This is a genomic window from Streptomyces sp. NPDC086835 (genome assembly GCF_044745705.1).
Classification (GTDB): Bacteria; Actinomycetota; Actinomycetes; order Streptomycetales; family Streptomycetaceae; genus Streptomyces.
Map to the genome: position 1 here is coordinate 1 of NZ_JBIVAU010000009.1, position 16,399 is coordinate 16,399.

The 16,399-nt window shown below is 70.2% G+C and carries 14 protein-coding genes; 6 read left to right on the plus strand and 8 right to left on the minus strand.

Going from position 1 to position 16,399, the window contains the following annotated elements; translation table 11 throughout:
• Positions 1 to 317 precede the first annotated feature (317 nt).
• From ACIPJI_RS26040 to ACIPJI_RS26050, 3 genes are all read left to right on the plus strand, one after another.
• Positions 318 to 1,484: a mandelate racemase/muconate lactonizing enzyme family protein gene (locus ACIPJI_RS26040; RefSeq protein WP_307704910.1), complete on the plus strand. Its 1,167-nt coding sequence runs from the start codon at positions 318 to 320 to the stop codon at positions 1,482 to 1,484.
• 5 nt (positions 1,485 to 1,489) lie between these two features.
• Positions 1,490 to 2,527: a zinc-binding dehydrogenase gene (locus tag ACIPJI_RS26045; protein ID WP_402249543.1), complete on the plus strand. Its 1,038-nt coding sequence runs from the start codon at positions 1,490 to 1,492 to the stop codon at positions 2,525 to 2,527.
• Between the two features lie 97 nt (positions 2,528 to 2,624).
• A complete protein-coding gene (locus tag ACIPJI_RS26050; protein WP_307704911.1) occupies positions 2,625 to 3,602 on the plus strand; it encodes a hypothetical protein in 978 nt (325 codons plus the stop codon).
• Between the two features lie 62 nt (positions 3,603 to 3,664).
• On the opposite strand, the gene ACIPJI_RS26055 is transcribed toward ACIPJI_RS26050, so the two are convergent.
• The 8 genes from ACIPJI_RS26055 to ACIPJI_RS26090 form a co-directional block, all read right to left on the minus strand.
• A complete protein-coding gene (locus ACIPJI_RS26055; RefSeq protein ID WP_402249171.1) occupies positions 3,665 to 4,654 on the minus strand; it encodes an arabinan endo-1,5-alpha-L-arabinosidase in 990 nt (329 codons plus the stop codon).
• Between the two features lie 56 nt (positions 4,655 to 4,710).
• Entirely contained in the window at positions 4,711 to 5,610 is a 900-nt protein-coding gene (locus ACIPJI_RS26060; protein ID WP_402249173.1) for a carbohydrate ABC transporter permease, read from the minus strand.
• Complete coding sequence (locus ACIPJI_RS26065) at positions 5,607 to 6,560, minus strand: carbohydrate ABC transporter permease (RefSeq protein WP_402249175.1); 954 nt, start codon at positions 6,558 to 6,560, stop codon at positions 5,607 to 5,609. The genes ACIPJI_RS26060 and ACIPJI_RS26065 overlap by 4 nt, the downstream gene beginning before the upstream one ends.
• Positions 6,557 to 7,897: an extracellular solute-binding protein gene (locus ACIPJI_RS26070; RefSeq protein WP_402249177.1), complete on the minus strand. Its 1,341-nt coding sequence runs from the start codon at positions 7,895 to 7,897 to the stop codon at positions 6,557 to 6,559. The genes ACIPJI_RS26065 and ACIPJI_RS26070 overlap by 4 nt, the downstream gene beginning before the upstream one ends.
• A gap of 111 nt (positions 7,898 to 8,008) precedes the next feature.
• A complete protein-coding gene (locus ACIPJI_RS26075; RefSeq protein ID WP_402249179.1) occupies positions 8,009 to 9,538 on the minus strand; it encodes an alpha-N-arabinofuranosidase in 1,530 nt (509 codons plus the stop codon).
• Between the two features lie 27 nt (positions 9,539 to 9,565).
• On the minus strand, positions 9,566 to 10,594 hold the full coding sequence (locus ACIPJI_RS26080) for an arabinan endo-1,5-alpha-L-arabinosidase (RefSeq protein WP_307704916.1): 1,029 nt from the start codon (positions 10,592 to 10,594) through the stop codon (positions 9,566 to 9,568).
• Positions 10,595 to 10,831: 237 nt separating this feature from the next.
• On the minus strand, positions 10,832 to 11,683 hold the full coding sequence (locus ACIPJI_RS26085; protein ID WP_402249181.1) for an SMP-30/gluconolactonase/LRE family protein: 852 nt from the start codon (positions 11,681 to 11,683) through the stop codon (positions 10,832 to 10,834).
• Positions 11,680 to 12,453 (minus strand): IclR family transcriptional regulator, encoded by a 774-nt coding sequence (locus tag ACIPJI_RS26090; RefSeq protein WP_307704918.1) that lies wholly within the window; start codon positions 12,451 to 12,453, stop codon positions 11,680 to 11,682. The genes ACIPJI_RS26085 and ACIPJI_RS26090 overlap by 4 nt, the downstream gene beginning before the upstream one ends.
• Before the next feature lie 193 nt (positions 12,454 to 12,646).
• Here ACIPJI_RS26090 and ACIPJI_RS26095 point away from each other — a divergent pair, with 193 nt between their 5' ends.
• From ACIPJI_RS26095 to mmsA, 3 genes are read left to right on the plus strand one after another with little or no spacing between them, the layout of a single operon-like run.
• A complete protein-coding gene (locus tag ACIPJI_RS26095) occupies positions 12,647 to 13,723 on the plus strand; it encodes a hypothetical protein (RefSeq protein WP_402249182.1) in 1,077 nt (358 codons plus the stop codon).
• Between the two features lie 5 nt (positions 13,724 to 13,728).
• Positions 13,729 to 14,832 carry a multiple monosaccharide ABC transporter substrate-binding protein gene (gene chvE, locus ACIPJI_RS26100; protein ID WP_402249184.1) on the plus strand — a complete coding sequence of 368 codons (1,104 nt, stop codon included), beginning with the start codon at positions 13,729 to 13,731 and terminating at the stop codon, positions 14,830 to 14,832.
• On the plus strand, positions 14,832 to 16,394 hold the full coding sequence (gene mmsA, locus ACIPJI_RS26105; protein WP_402249186.1) for a multiple monosaccharide ABC transporter ATP-binding protein: 1,563 nt from the start codon (positions 14,832 to 14,834) through the stop codon (positions 16,392 to 16,394). Before chvE ends, mmsA begins: the two co-directional genes overlap by 1 nt.
• Positions 16,395 to 16,399: the final 5 nt, after the last annotated feature.

The window sequence follows — 16,399 nt, forward strand, 5'->3', positions numbered from 1 at the left end:
CACGCGGCCCGCACCACACCGTCCACCTCCCCCGCAGACGCCTCCACCCCCACCCGCTCCCGCCGCTTCCCGCTACGGGGGTCGACACTCCAGACAGGCGTGGTAGTCACGTGCGTGCCTCCAAGACGATGAATGTTCCCGATACCGTTCGAGATTTCGGACAGCGTTCCTTATATCGGACAGTCGCAGGCTATGCTTCCACGGAAAAACGGTCAAGCATGCCGGTGCCCCATTGACACGCGTTCACCTCCGTCCCTACTGTCGCGGCAGAATTTCGAACGCCTGTCGAAATATCGAACACGACTGGAGCAACTGCCTTGCGCATCACGGGAATCAGCACACATGTGATCGGCACGCCCTGGCGCAATCTGACCTACGTCCAGGTGCACACCGACGAGGGGCTCACCGGCATCGGGGAGACCCGCATGCTGGGCCACACCGACGCGCTGGTGGGCTATCTGCGGGAGGCCGAGGCCAACCACATCACCGGATCCGACCCGTTCGCCGTCGAAGACCTCGTGCGCCGCATGAAGTACGGCGACTACGGACGCGCCGGCGAGATCGTGATGTCCGGCATCGCGTGCGTGGAGATGGCGTGCTGGGACATCAAGGGCAAGGCCCTCGGCGTACCCGTCTGGCAGCTGCTGGGCGGCAAGGTCCACGACCGCGTCAAGGCGTACGCCAACGGCTGGTACACCACGGAGCGGACCCCGGAGGCCTACCACAAGGCCGCGCGCGCGGTCATGGAGCGCGGGTACCGCGCGTTGAAGATCGACCCGTTCGGCACCGGACACTACGAGCTGTCCCACGAGGAGACGCTCTACTCCGTGTCGCTGATCGAGGCCGTGCGGGACGCCATCGGGCCGGACGCCGAGCTGATGCTCGAGATGCACGGCCGCTTCTCCCCCTCCACCGCCGTACGGCTGGCGAACGAGCTGGCTCCCTTCCGGCCGGCCTGGCTGGAGGAGCCGGTGCCGCCGGAGAACCTCAAGGCACTGAAGAAGGTGGCGGAGAAGGTCGACATGCCCGTCGCCACCGGCGAGCGCATTCACGACCGCATCGAGTTCCACGAACTGTTCGAGTCGCAGGCCGCCGACATCCTCCAGCCGGACGTCGGGCACATCGGCGGCATCTGGGAGACCCGCAAGCTCGCCGCCACGGCGGAGACGCACTACATGCTGGTCGCACCCCACAACGTGGGCGGCCCCGTCCTGACCGCCGCGTCGCTGCAGGTCGGCTTCTCCACACCGAACTTCAAGGTGCTCGAGCACTTCAACGACTTCGCGGACGCCGAGATCAAGAAGGTCGTCAAGGGCGCCCCGCAGGTCGACCCCGAGACCGGTTGCTTCGAGCTGTCGCACGCGCCGGGGCTCGGAGTGGAGCTGGACACCGACGCGGCCGCCGAATTCCCGCAGCAGCAGGCCCGGTTCGACCTGTGGGCCGAGGGCTGGGAGAAGCGTGCCCCGAAGGGGAAGCAGTCGTGAGCCCCGTGCCGCCGGGCGGCGGCGGCACGGCGGCGCCCTCGCGGGCGGTCGTGCTCGACGGCCCCGGCCGGTTCCGGCTGGCCGGACACACCCCCCGCCGCCCCGGCCCCGGCGAGGCCCAGGTCCGCGTCGCCGCCGTCGGCATCTGCGGCAGCGACCGGGAGGTGTTCCAGGGCAATCGGCCGGAGGGCTACGTCCGTTACCCCGTCACCCCGGGGCACGAGTGGTCGGGGACGGTCGCCGCCGTCGGGGACGGCGTGCCCGGCTCGCTCGTCGGCCGGAAGGTGGTCGGCGAGGGGTTCCGCAACTGTCAGGTGTGCGACCGCTGCCACGCCGGTGACACCACCCTGTGCAGCGCCGGGTACGAGGAGACGGGATTCACGCAGGCCGGAGCGATGGCCGCGACCCTGACCCTCCCGGCCCGGCTGCTCCACCCGCTGCCCGACGACGCCGATCTGACGGCCGCCGCCCTGCTCGAACCCGCCGCGTGCGTCGCCGCGGCGGCCCTCAAGGCGGACGTACGGCCCGGTGAGCGGGTCGCCGTCGTGGGCACGGGCACGCTCGGCATGCTCGCCGCGCAACTGCTCGCGGCCTGCTCCCCCGCCGCGGTGCTGATGGTCGGCACCCGGCCGGACCGTGCCGCGCTCGCCCGCTCCTTCGGCGCGACGGAGTACCGCACGGTGGACGAACTGCCCCTGCCGGGCGAGTTCGACGTCGTCGTCGAGGCGGCCGGTTCGGCAACGGCCGCCCGCACGTCCGCCGGCCTGCTGCGGCGGGGCGGCCGTCTGGTGCTCACCGGCATCCCCGCGGCCGGCGCCGCCGGACTCGATCCGACCGATCTGGTGGTGCGCCAGTTGGAGGTGCAGACCGTGTTCGGCGCGACCCCCGCGGCCTGGGCGCACGCGGTGCGCGCCTTCGCCGCCGGGTTGCTCACACCGCTTCCGCTGGTCACGCACGAGCTGCGGCTCGACGAGTTCGAGCGGGCCCTCGGCCTGGTGGGATCGGGCGACCCCGAGGTCGGCAAGGTACTGCTGCACCCCTGAGACGAGGACGCCGGGCGGCGTGACCGCCGCCCGACCCACGCCCAAAGTCTCGAACGCTGTTCGCGATATCGAACCACTTCTTCAGTCGAGGAGATCCATGTCCCCGTCCGCAATGCCTCGCTCAACGCCTCGCAGGCCCGGTGAACCCGCCCTCGCCGCCCTCGGGCTCGAGGGCCCGGCCCTCGACCCCGCCGACGCCTCCCCGCACTCCTTCCCCGACGGTGGCCGCTGGCGGGTGGAGATCCCCTCCGTGGAGGGCCCCGAGGCGCTGGCCGCGGTGCTCAAGGAGTCGACCCGGCTCGACGTCCCGGTACACCGCGTCAGCCAGGGCAGCGGCGTGTGGATGCTCGGCGACGACGAGATCACCGAAATGGTGGAGGCGACCGCCGAGCGCGACATCGAACTCTGCCTGTTCACGGGACCTCGCGGCACCTGGGACATCGGCGGCTCCACCCGTACCGACTCGCGTGGCGGCGGGCTGCGCGCCCGCGGGCACGACGCGGTGGCCGGCTGTGTGGAGGACGCCGTCCGCGCCACCGAGCTGGGAGTGCGCTGTCTGCTCGTCGCCGACGAGGGGGTGCTGTGGACCCTGCACCGGGCGCGGTCGCGCGGTCTCCTGCCCGCCGGCACCACGCTGAAGGTCTCCGCACTCATCGGCCCCGTCAACCCCGCCGCGTACGCCGTGTACGAGCGGCTCGGTGCCGACTCCCTCAATGTGCCCAGCGACCTGACGCTGGACCACCTCACCGAGATCCGCCGGGTGAGCGGGGCGCCGATGGACATGTACGTGGAGGCGCCGGACGACCTCGGCGGCTACATCCGTATGTACGAGATCGCCGAGCTGATCCGCCGCGGCGCCCCGCTCTACCTCAAGTTCGGCCTCTCCAAGGCGCCGTCGATCTACCCCTCCGGCCTGCACCTGCGGGAGACCGTCCTGAGCACCGCCCGTGAGCGGGTCCGCCGCGGCCGGCTCGTGCTCGACCTGCTGGCCCGGCACGGAGCCGGCGACGCGATGTCGCCGCTCGGTTCGCGGCTGCCGGGCGAGCTGCGGCGCTTCGAGGACGCCGGCGTCTGAGACACCGCGAAGGCCGGGGCGCACCGATCGGTGCGCCCCGGCCTTCGTGCTGCGCGTGCCGGTCAGTAGACGGTGGGCCAGCCGCCGTCCCAGCCCAGCAGGTTGACCCCGAGCTTGGGCGTGCCGCCGTCCTGGCCGTCGTAGTAGTGGTAGACGAGCAGGTGGCCGTCCGCGTCCTTGATGACGGACTGACCGCCCGGGCCGATCACCCGGCCGTGGGACTCGAGGACGAGCGTGCCGCCGTTGTTCATCATCGGTACACCGGCGCGGTCGGTGTAGGGCCCGGTGACCCGGCTCGCCCGCCCGACCTTGATCTTGTAGGTGGACGAGGTGCCGGCGCAGCACGTGTCGTACGAGGCGAAGAGGTAGTAGAGGCCGTTGCGCTTGACCAGTTGCGGCGCCTCGACGGCGCGGCTGCCGGTGGGCCGGGAGGCGAGGGAGTACCGCGTCCTGTCGCCGGCGTGCTGCTTGCCCGTGCTCGGGTCGAGGCGGATCATCTTGATCCCGGTCCACCAGGAGCCGAAGGTGAGCCACCAGGTTCCGTCGTCGTCGACGAACAGGTTCGGATCGATGGCGTTGTGGTCGCTCGACGCGTCCGTGCTGTGCACGATGCCGTGGTCGGTCCAGCTGCCCGGCAGTCCGGTGGAGGACGTGGCGAAGCCGATCGCCGACGTGTTGGAGCCGAAGCGGGAAACGGCGTAGTACATCAGGTACTTGCCGCCGTGGTACGAGATGTCGGGGGCCCATGCCTCCGGTACGGACGAGTAGCGGCCCCACCAGGACGGCACGGTGGGGAACGCGGAGCCTCCGGCGCGGAAGGCGACCCGGTCGGTGGACGAGCGCATGGCCAGTCCGCCGCCGGTGGCGTAGAGCAGGTAGGTGCCGTCGGAACGGCGGACCATGGTGGGGTCGTGCACGACGATGTCGCCGGTCACGTGCCCCGGCGCCGGGTAGGCGAGAGCCGTACCCGGAGCCAGGGCCATCAGTGTGGCCAGGGGGATCGACACCAGTGCGCGTGCGAGCGGGCGGGGCAGGAGTGCTGTGCGGCTCATTGCGATGACTCCTTCTTCGGACAACCGTGTCGACGGGCCCGCTGTTGGGGCCCGTCCTACTGGCCGGCAAGACCCGTGTGCGCGATACCGCGCACGATCTGCCGCTGGAAGAGCATGAAGACGATCAGCAGGGGCAGTCCGGCGATCACGAGCGCCGCCATGATCTGGGCGTAGCGGACGCCGAACGAGGACTGGACGTTGACCAGGCCGACGGGGAGGGTCATGCCGCCCGGGTCGGTGGTCACCAGGAACGGCCAGAGGAAGTTGTTCCAGGTCGAGATGAACGTGAAGATCGCGACGGCGGCGAGCACCGGCCGGGACAGCGGCATCACGATCGTCCAGAACACCCGCCAGCGTCCGGCGCCGTCGACGAACGCGGCCTCCTCCAGCTCGCGGGGCACTCCCTCGAAGAACTTCACCAGGATGAAGACCATGGCAGGGACGGCGACCTGAGGCAGGATCACACCCCAATAGGTGTCGACGAGTCCGAGCTGCACCATCTCGGTGAACAGCGGGGCGATGAGCACCTGCGGCGGGACCATGATGCCGGCGAGCACCAGTCCGTAGAGCAGCTTGCGGCCGCGGAAGTCGGTGCGGGTGAAGCCGTAGGCGGCCATCGCGCAGGTCAGGACCGTCAGTACGGTCGTCATGACGGAGATGTACGCGGAGTTCATCATCCAGCGCATCAGGTCGCCGGACTCCCAGACCTTGCTGTACGCCTCGAACGTGATCCGCGAACCGAACCACTCGAGCGGGGTCTTCGTCGTCTCGCCCTCCGGCTTCAGCGAGGTGGCGACCGCCCAGGCGAGCGGGATCAGCCAGGCCACGGTGAGGACCAGGGCGACGACGAGCAGGGTGATCCTGCCCGCGCTCCAGCGGGGCCTGCGGCCCGTGGAGCCGGCGTCGGAGCCCGTGCGGGGCGCGCGACGGGAGGTGATGGTGGCGGAACCGCTCACTTTGCGGCCTCCTCAGCTCGGCGCCGGGACAGCATCGGCTGCACCAGGGAGACGATCAGGATCAGGGCGAAGAAGATGTAGGACACCGCGGAGGCGTAACCGATGCGGTAGCCGGTGAAGCCCTGCTGGTAGACGTACTGCAGGATCGGCCGGGTCGATTCGTCCGGGCCGCCGCCGGTCATGATGTAGACCTGGTCGAAGATCTTCAGCGACGCCAGCACCTGGAGGACCACCACCAGTCCGGTGGTACGGCGCAGCATCGGCAAGGTGATGTGCCACAGCCGGTTCCAGGCCCCGGCGCCGTCGAGTTCGGCGGCCTCGTAGAGGTGGACCGGGATGGCCTGGAGGGCGGCGAGGTAGAGCAGGAAGTTGAAGCCGACGGTCCACCAGACGGTGGTCGCCACGACGGAGAGCATCGCGTAACGCTCTTCGCTGAGCCATCCGATGCCCGGTTCCAGTCCTACGGCGGCCAGCATCTGGTCGGCGAGACCGAAGCCGGACGGGAAGATCATCTGCGCGAAGAGCAGACAGACGACTCCGGAGGGGAGCAGGAACGGCGCGAACCAGCTGAGCCGCCACAGCCACTGCACCACCCGCAACTGGTGCGACAGCAGGGCCAGTCCGAGCCCCACGAGGACCAGCGGGACGGTGGAGAGCACCGTGAACCAGACCGTGTTCCACAGCGAGGACCAGACGTCGGGATCGGCGAGGGCTTCGGCGTAGTTGGCGAAGCCGACGAACTCCCCTCCCGTTCCGGTGATGTTCTCGCTGGTCATGCTCATCCCGAGGCCGGAGAGCAGCGGCCAGATCAGGAACATGGCGTAGACGAGCAGGAACGGGGCGACGAAAACCAGGCCGTGCTCGGTCCACTTGCGGTGGACGGAGCGGACCGGCCGGCCGGGGGCGCCCTTCGTCACCGGTGACGGCGGTGCCGCTGTGGTGGTGGTCATGACGCGGCTCCGGGAAGTGGGTTACGGGTGTCGAGGAGGTTCCGGAGGCGGACCTTGGCCTCCGTGAGGGCGCCGCGCGGGGTGCGGGACCCGGTGAGCACGCCGGAGAGGACGGCTCCGAGTTCGATCCACATCCGGGAGGCGGAGCCGGCGAACCAGGCGGGCTCGTCGAGCGCCACGTCGTCGATCACGCCGCGGTACTCGGACTGCGGCTTCAGTTCGAGATACGCGGGATCCTTCAATACCGGGAGGTACGCGGGCACATGGCCGCCCTCGGCCCAGGCGACGGAGTTGCGGAGCATCCAGGCGACGAGCCGGTGCGCGGCCTCGTTCGTCGCGCCACCGCGGTCGGCCTGGTGCGGGAGGACGAAGGCGTGGCAGTCGGCCTGGGTGCCGGGCCGGCCGAAGAGCGTGGGCACGGTGGTCATGGAGAACGGGATGCCGGTGGTGCGGAAGGAGGAGATCTCCCATTCGCCGTTGAGATGGAAGGCGGTCTTTCCGCCGTTGAAGATGCCGACGGAGGCGCCGTAGTCGGCTCGGCGCACCATCAGCCCCTCCTCCGCGAGGCCGGCCATGTACTCGAGCACGCGCAGCGCCTTGGTGTCGTCGAGGGCGAGGCGCTTGCCGTCCTCGGAGAGGACCTTGCCGCCGGTCTGCGAGTAGAAGGTGGCGAACAGCCGCCACGGGGTGATGCAGTCGGGTCCGAGTGTCTCGGTCACGAGGCCGGGCTGACCGGTCACCTTCTTCGCGGCGCGCAGCGCGTCGGCGAACTCCTCGGTTCCTTCGATCGGTTTGAGCCTGCCGCCCGACATGAGTCCGGCCTTCTCGCACACCTCGGTCTGGTAGTAGAGGACGAAGGGGTGGGTGTCGAACGGGACGGCGTACTGCTCGCCGGCCACCCGGCCGCGCTGCCAGATGCCTGGCGGGAAGTCCTGCTCGCGCACCCCGAGGTCGGCGAGGAGGTCGAGGTCGAAGGGGTCGAGGAGCCGGCCGGGGGCGAAGCCGGCGAGCCTGGCCAGGTGCAGCACGGCCAGTTCGGGCGCGCGTCCGCCGGCGCCGGCCATGCCCAGCTTCGTGTAGTAGGGGGCACCCCACTGGAGGGTCGCCGCCTCCAGGGAGACGTCCGGGTGCTCGGCACGGAACGCGTCGAGCATGCCCTGCATGTTGACGCCGTCACCGCCGCCGAACAGATGCCAGAACCGCAGACGGGTCTGCCCGGGTCCTGCCGCGGTGGAGGGTGCGGCGCAGCCGGACAGCGGGCCGAGGGCCGTGGTGGCGGCCAGGGCGCCGATGCCGCCGGCGAGGGCGCGGCGCCGGCTGAGGCGATGTGGATGCATGGCGGCTCGTCTCCGAGGAAGAAGGGGTCGGCGTGTGGTGCGGTGTCCCGGGAGGGGGCCGCCCGGCCCCGGTGCCTGACGCGACCGGGGGCGGGCGGCGGCTTGTGCGCGTCAGGCGCCGGCGGTCAGCCGGATCACGTTCCACGACAGGGGCTCGAGCGTGACGTCGAGGACGCCGTCCGCGAGCACGGCCCCTTCGCCCGCGTGGGGCACGACGCGCTCGGGCTCCGCGAGGGTGTTGCGGGCCTCCGGGTCGGCGTCGCTGAGGACGCTGTGCTCCTCGACGTGGGTGACGTCCAGCCCGGTGAGGGCGACCTGGAGCGGCAGCGGGACGCTCTGGCTCCGGTTGACGGCGAAGACGGTGACGGCGCCGGTGTGCGGGTCGCGTACGGCGGTCGCGTGCAGCAGCGGCACCTCGCCGTAGGCGGCCGTCTCATAGGTGGGTGAGTCGGCGCCTACGTCGAGGACCTCGCCCCGCCCGTAGCGGGAGGCCTGGGCGAAGGGGAAGAACGTGGTCTGCCGCCAGGCCGGGCCGCCGGGCTCGGTCATGATCGGGGCGATCACGTTGACGAGCTGGGCGAGGCAGGCGACGGTCACCCGGTCGGCGTGGCGGAGCAGGGCGATGAGCAGCGAGCCGAAGACGACGGCGTCGGTGACGCTGTAGTTGTCCTCGAGCAGTCGCGGGGCCTCGGGCCAGTCCAGGGGGTTGGCCGTGTTCTCCGCCTCGAACCGCTTCTGGTACCAGACGTTCCATTCGTCGAAGGAGAGCTGGATGCGCTTCTTGGACTTGAGCCGGGCGCCGACGTGGTCGCAGGTGGCGACGACGTTCTCGATGAACGACTCCATGTCCACGGCGGAGGCGAGGAACGAGTCGCGGTCGCCGTCGATCTCCTCGTAGTAGGCGTGCAGCGAGATGTGGTCCACGAGGTCGTACGCCTCCTGGAGGACGGTCGCCTCCCAGGTGGCGAAGGTGGGCATGGCCTGGCTGGAGCTGCCGCAGGCGACCAGTTCGAGGTCGGGGTCGATCTGCCGCATGGCACGGGCCGTCTCGGCGGCCAGCCGGCCGTATTCCTCCGCCGTCTTGTGACCGGTCTGCCAGGGGCCGTCCATCTCGTTGCCGAGGCACCAGAGGCGGATGCCGAACGGGTCCTTGTCGCCGTGCGCGATGCGCTGGTCGGAAAGGGCGGTGCCGGCGGGGTGGTTGGCGTACTCCTGGAGCTGGAGTGCCTCGGCCACGCCCCTCGTACCGAGGTTCACGGCCATCATGGGCTCGGCCTGCGGCCCGATCTTCCCCAGGAAGGCGATGAATTCGCTCAGCCCGAAACGGTTGGTCTCCGTGGACCGCCAGGCGAGGTCGAGGCGGCGCGGCCGCTCGTCGACAGGGCCGACCGAGTCCTCCCACCGGTAGCCGGAGACGAAGTTGCCTCCCGGGTAGCGGACGGCGGTGACGCCCAGTTCCCGGACCAGTTCGAGGACGTCGGTGCGCAGCCCGGCCTCGTCGGCGGACGGATGGTCCGGTTCGAAGATGCCGGTGTACACGCAGCGGCCCAGGTGCTCGACGAAGGAGCCGAAGAGACGGGGGTTCACCTCGCCCACGGTGAAGGCGGGGTCGAGCGTGAAGCGGGCGTTGCTGTCGGGCATGGTGTCCTTCCGGGAGGTTTCGGGGGATCAGGGGGTGACGACGGGCCAGCCGTCCTTGCCCCAGCTCAGGGTGTTGAGGCCGAGCTTGGGCACGCCGGCGTCGTCGGCGTCGTAGTAGTGGTAGACGAGGACGTCCCGGCCGCGGTCGCGGAGCACGGACTGACCGCCGGTGCCGAGGTACCGGCCGTGGCCGGCGAGCAGGAGTTCACCGCCGCCGTCGGTCATCGCGGTGCCGTCGCGGTCGTAGTACGGACCGGCGGGGTGCGTGGCGCGCCCGACGCGGATGTTGTAGGTCGAGTCGGTACCGGCGCAGCAGCGGTCGTAGGAGACGAACAGGTAGTACTGGCCCTGGTGTTCGACGATGTACGGCGCCTCGACGGCGTAGGGCTCGTCGGGGCGGGTGGCGAGGTGCAGGACCTCGGGGTCGGCGGTGCGGGGCTTGCCCGTGGCGGGGTCGAGCTCGATCATGCGGATGCCGGTCCAGTACGAGCCGAAGGACATCCAGAGCCGGCCGCGCGCCTGGAGGACGGCGGGGTCGATGGCGTTGTAGTGGTCGCCCGTGGTGGTGGCGAAGACCGTTCCGCGGTCCTCCCAGGTGCCGGGCCTGCCGGTGCGGGAGGTGGCCAGGCCGATCGCGGAGTGGTTGGAGCCGAAGGAGGAGACGGCGTAGTAGAGCCAGTAGACGCCGTCACGGTAGGTGACCTCGGGTGCCCACGGGTCGCCTTCCGCGGAGTAGGCGCGCCACCAGTCGGGGACCTCGGTGAAGGCGGACCCGGCGCGCTGCCATGTCCTGCCGTCGCGTGAGGTGCGGGCCTCGATCTTGCCGTGGGTGGAGTAGACGACGTACGTGCCGTCCTTGAGGCGGACGGCGGAGGGGTCGTGGACCTCGGTGTCGCCGGTGACGGGGCGGGGGTCCGGATAGCCCGCGGAGGTGGCAGGGGCGGCGGGGGCGGCGTGGCCGGGGAGGACGCCGGCACCGACGAGTGCGGCGGTGACGGCGGTGGTGGCGAGGACGGCTCCGAGGCGGCGGCCTTGCCGGGAGTGCGGGGCGTTCATGAAGGGCGGCTCCTTCATCGGACGAGGGGATGCGGGGGCGGAGCCGTCGATACCCTGACGTTCGAAATTTCGACGCCCGCTCGCAACTTCGAACGGGACCGTAGACGCGAGGAATCCGGACGTCAATGGCTTTCGCTGAAATGACGAACAACGTTCGACTTGCCGAACATGGTTGGCCGTTGAGCCCCGGCTATGCCGCGACCGGGCCCCTCCGCCGCACCGGCGGAGGGCCCGGGTTCAGCCGGCGAAGGCGGGCTGAGTGACCCCCTGCCCTGCGCCGGGCAGGACCAGCAGCGAGCCGGACAGAGGATGCGGCGCGGCCTGCCCCTTGCGGGCGGACGTGACATACAGGTCGGTGAGCCCCGAGCCGCCGAACGCACAGGCGGTGGGCCGTCGCACGGGGAGCTCCACGACGCGGTCGAGCACGCCCTCCGGCGTGTAGCGGCGTACCGCGGCCCCGTCCCACAGGGCCACCCAGACACATCCGGCGGCGTCGACGGTGAGTCCGTCGGGGTAGCCCGCGCCGTCCTCGACGACGGCCAGCGGACGCCGGTTCACCGGCAGCGGATCATCGGGACGCAGGTCGAACACGTCGATACGGCGGGTCGGCGAGTCGATGTAGTACATCCGGCGGCGGTCGGGGCTCCAGCCGGTGCCGTTACTGACGGCGACGTCCGCGAGGACGGTGGTCGCCGTGCCGTCCGGCGTGATCCGGGTGAGCGTTCCGCCGCCCGGGGCCTCGTCGTAGCGCATCGTCCCCGTCCACAGCGAGCCGTCGGGGGCGACGGCGGCGTCGTTGGCGCGGCGCCCCGGGACCGGATCCCGGCGCAGCCAGCGGAAGGCACCGTCATTGTCGTAAACCCCCACCCCGTCACGGAGGTTGACGACGATTCCTCCGTCGACCCGGGGCTTGGCCGCGCCGACATGCTGGTCGGTGGCCATGACCGTGCGGCGCCCGGTGGCGGGGGCGTAGGTGTGGACGCGTGAGCGCAGGATGTCGACCCACAGCAGCCGTTCGGCCGCCGGGTCCCAGGTGGGGCCCTCACCGAGCAGCGCGTCGTGGCGCACCGCCACCTCTATGCCCTTCATGCGGCGGCCCGGTGGCCGAGGCGCTCGGACAGGTCGGCGGCACCCTTGGCCGCCAGCGGTTCGAGCTCCGCGCGGCGTTCCTCGCTCCAGCGGATCATCGGCACGGAGATCGACAGCGCGGCGACGACCCGGCCCGAACGGTCGCGCACGGGCGCGGCGACACAGCTGACGTCCGCGTTCGACTCCCGGCGCTCCAGCGCGATGCCGGCTTCCCGCACGGCCTCCAGTTCGGTACGCAGGACGGCAGGGTCGGTGATGCTGTTGGGTGTCATGGCGACCAGTTCGGTGCCCGGCGCGAGGCGGGCGTCGAGCTCGCTGTCGGGAAGGGAGGCGAGCAGCATCTTGCCCACAGCGGTGCAGTGGGCGGGCAGGCTGCGGCCGGCGGCGGAGACCATACGGACGGCGTGGGTGGAGTCGACCTTCGCGATGTAGAGGACGTGGGTACCGTCCAGGATCGCGACATGGACGGTCTCGTCGCAGGTCTCCGCGACGGAGCGGGCCACCTCCTGGCCCTCGTGGGCGAGATCGAGCTGCTCCGCGTAGCGGCTGCCCAGTTGGTAGAGACGGACTCCGAGGCGGTAGCGGCCGGAGCGGCCGTCCACCGGCACGATGTACGAGCGGGCCGCGAGCGTGGTGATGAGTTCGTGCACGGTGGTGCGCGGCAGTTGGAGTTTCCGGACGATATCGGGGGCCGACAGCGTCCCGTCCCCGTCGAGGAAGAGCTCCAGAATGTCGAGAGCACGGGTGACAGCGGGCACGAGGCGTCCCATGGCTTTCCCCTTGTTCGATATATCAACGCTTGATCGGCAGAGCGAACAGTCTATCGCCGGTGACGGTTCCCGGTAAGGCGTCGGGGATCTTCGTGTTCGACCGTCCGACCCATTGACACCCAGGTGGCTCGATCCTTAACGTCGCCCCAGAATCTCGAACGACGTCCGATATTTCGAACAATAGAGGTTGCTCGTGACCCCTCCACCCGCTCGAACCTCCGGAGCCCGCCGCCCCGGTGGAGCGGCCCTCGCCGTACTCGGCCTGGCCGCGCCCGCGGAGAACCCCTCGGACGCCTCCGCACACCGGTTCCCCGACGGCGGCAGCTGGCGCACCGAGATCCCGTCCTGCGAGGGGCCGGAGGTGCTGGCCGTCGTACTCCAGGAGGCCGCCCGGCTGGACCTGCCGGTCCACCGCATCAGCCAGGGCAGCGGCGTGTGGATGCTCACCGACGACGAGATCACCGAGATGGTCGGCGCCTGCGCCGAACGCGACATCGAACTCTGCCTGTTCACCGGGCCGCGCGGGAGCTGGGACATCGGAGCGTCCACCCGTACCGACTCCGGCGGCTCCGGACTGCGGGCCCGTGGTCACGACGCGCTCGCCGGCTGCGTCGAGGACGCGCTCCGCGCGAGTGCCCTCGGCGTGCGCTGCCTCCTCGTCGCCGACGAAGGAGTCCTCTGGTGCCTGCACCGGCTGCGCGCCCAGGGGGTGCTGCCCGCCGACACGACGTTCAAGGTGTCCGCGCTCGTGGGTCCGGTCAATCCGGCGGCGTACGCCGTCCATGAACGTCTCGGCGCCGACTCGGTCAACGTGCCCTCCGACCTGACGCTCGCCCACCTCACCGAGATCCGGCGCGCCAGCGCGGCGCCGATGGACCTCTACGTGGAGGCGCCGGACGACCTCGGCGGCTATGTGCGCATGTACGAGGCGGCCGAGCTCATCAGGCGCGGCGCTCCCCTCTATCTGAAGTTCGGACTGAGCAAGGCACCCGGCTTCTACCCGTACGGCGCCCAGATGCGCGACACGATGCTGGCATCCGCCCGGGAACGGGTACGGCGCGGGCGCCTCACCCTCGACCTGCTGGCCCGTCTCGGCGCCGACGGCGGGATGTCGCCGCTCGGCTCGCGCCTCCCCGGCCCCTTGCACCGCTTCCCCGTGGCGGACCTCCCCCCGGCCGGCCCGTCCGTCACCGGCCCCGCTGCCCACGATCTGCCCGTCACCGACCTTGCCACCGCCTCTCCGGCGGCAGTGCCCTCACCTAAGGATTGATGAAGATGCGCATCCGCCGAGCCGCGATCACCGCGGTCACCGCCGCCCTCGCCTTGTCCCTCGCCGCCTGCGGCCAGAGCAGCACGGGCGGCAGCAAGCAGGAGCCAGCGGGAGGCAAGGGATCCACCGTCGGCATCGCCATGCCGACGAAGTCCTCGGAACGCTGGATCGCCGACGGCAACAACATGGCCGCCGAGTTCAAGAAGCTCGGCTACAAGACGGACCTGCAGTACGGCGAGGACGACGTCGACCAGCAGGTCTCCCAGATCGAGAACATGATCACCAAGGGTGTCGACGTCCTCGTGGTCGCGGCCATCGACGGACGGGCCCTGGGTGACGTGCTGCGCCAGGCGAGCGAGCAGGGCGTCAAGGTCATCTCCTACGACCGCCTCATCCTCGGCAGCGAGGCCGTCAGTTACTACGCCTCCTTCGACAACGAGAAGGTCGGCGAACTCCAGGCCGGCTACATCGTGGACAAGCTGGGGCTGAAGGACGGCAGCGGCGAAGGCCCGTTCACCATCGAGCTGTTCGCCGGCTCTCCCGACGACAACAACACCCGCTTCTTCTTCCAGGGCGCCTGGAAGGTCCTCAAGCCGTACATCGACAAGAAGCAGCTCGTCGTCCGCAGCGGACAGACCAGGCTGGAGCAGATCACCACCCTGCGCTGGGACGGCGGCACCGCGCAGAAGCGCATGGACGACCTGCTGACCGGCTCGTACGGTTCGGAGACCGTCGACGCGGTGCTCTCCCCGTACGACGGCATATCGATCGGCATCCTCTCGGCGCTCAAGTCGGACGGCTACGGCACGAAGGCCAAGCCCTACCCGGTCGTCACCGGGCAGGACGCCGAGGTCGCCTCGGTCAAGTCCATCATCGCCGGGCAGCAGACCCAGACGGTCTACAAGGACACGCGGGCGCTGGCCAAGCAGGCCGTGCAGATGGCGGACGCCGTGCTGAACGACAAGAAGCCCGAGGTCAACGACACCACCACCTACGACAACGAGAAGAAGGTCGTGCCGGCCTTCCTGCTCGACCCGGTCAGCGTCGACGCGACCAACTACAAGAAGGTGCTGGTCGACTCGGGTTACATCAAGGCGAGCGACCTCTGATGCCGGGGGCCCCGGCGGTGGAACCCATCCTGGAGATGCGGTCCATCGGCAAGACGTTCCCCGGGGTGCGGGCCCTGTCCGACGTGACGCTGACCGTCGCGCCGGGCGAGGTCCACGCCATCTGCGGGGAGAACGGCGCCGGCAAGTCGACGCTGATGAAGGTGCTCAGTGGGGTGCACCCGCACGGCAGTTACGAGGGGGACATCCTCTTCCAGGGCGAGCCCTGCGCGTTCAAGGACATCCGGGCGAGCGAGGACCGCGGCATCGTGATCATCCACCAGGAGCTCGCCCTGGTGCCGTACCTGTCCATCGCCGAGAACATCTTCCTCGGCAACGAGCACGCCACGCGCGGGATCATCAGCTGGAACGAGACCCTGCGGCACGCCGCCGCGCTGCTGAGGCGCGTCGGCCTCCGCGAGCACCCGCAGACCCGGGTCGCGGACATCGGCGTCGGCAAGCAGCAGCTCGTGGAGATCGCCAAGGCGCTCTCCAAGAAGGTCAAGCTGCTGATCCTCGACGAGCCCACGGCCGCGCTCAACGACGAGGACAGCGCCAAACTGCTGTCCCTCATCAAGGAGTTGAGGGAACAGGGCATCGCCTCGATCATCATCTCGCACAAGCTCGGCGAGATCGCGGAGGTCGCCGACCGGGTCACCGTCATCCGTGACGGCCGCACCATCGAGACCCTCGGTGTGCGCGACGGGGACATGACGGAGGAGCGCATCATCCGCGGCATGGTGGGCCGGGATCTCGACCACCGCTTCCCCGAACGCACCCCGTACACCGGCGAACCCGGTGAGCACCCGGCGCTCGAGGTCCGCGACTGGACCGTGCACCACCCGATCGACCAGCAGCGCAAGGTCGTGGACCAGGTGTCGGTCAACGTCCGCAGGGGCGAGATCGTGGGCATCGCGGGGCTGATGGGCGCGGGCCGTACCGAGCTCGCGATGAGCGTGTTCGGACGCTCCTACGGGCGCAACATCAGCGGCACCGTCCTCAAGGACGGCAAGGAGATCCGCACCCGCACCGTCCCGGAGGCGGTGGGCCACGGCATCGCGTACGTCACGGAGGACCGCAAGCAGTACGGCCTCAACCTGATCGACACCATCGGCCGGAACATCACCATGAGCGCCCTTTCCAAGGTCGCCCGGCGCGGTGTCGTGGACGAACACGCGGAGCGGCGCGTCGCCGAGTCCTACCGGCGCAGCATGAACATCAAGGCGCCCACGGTCTTCGAGCAGGTGGGCCGGCTCTCCGGCGGCAACCAGCAGAAGGTCGTCCTCAGCAAGTGGATCTTCGCCGGGCCTGATGTTCTGATCCTCGACGAGCCCACGCGCGGCATCGACGTGGGCGCCAAGTTCGAGATCTACACCGTCATCGACCGGCTCGCCGCGGAGGGCAAGGCCGTCGTCTTCATCTCCTCCGAACTCCCCGAACTCCTCGGCATGTGCGACCGCATCTACACGATGTCCGCGGGCCGTCTCACCGGCGAGGTCCCTCGCGGCCGGGCGACCCAGGAAGTTCTCATGCGCCACATGACCAGCACCAGCGACAAGAGGTAACCGAC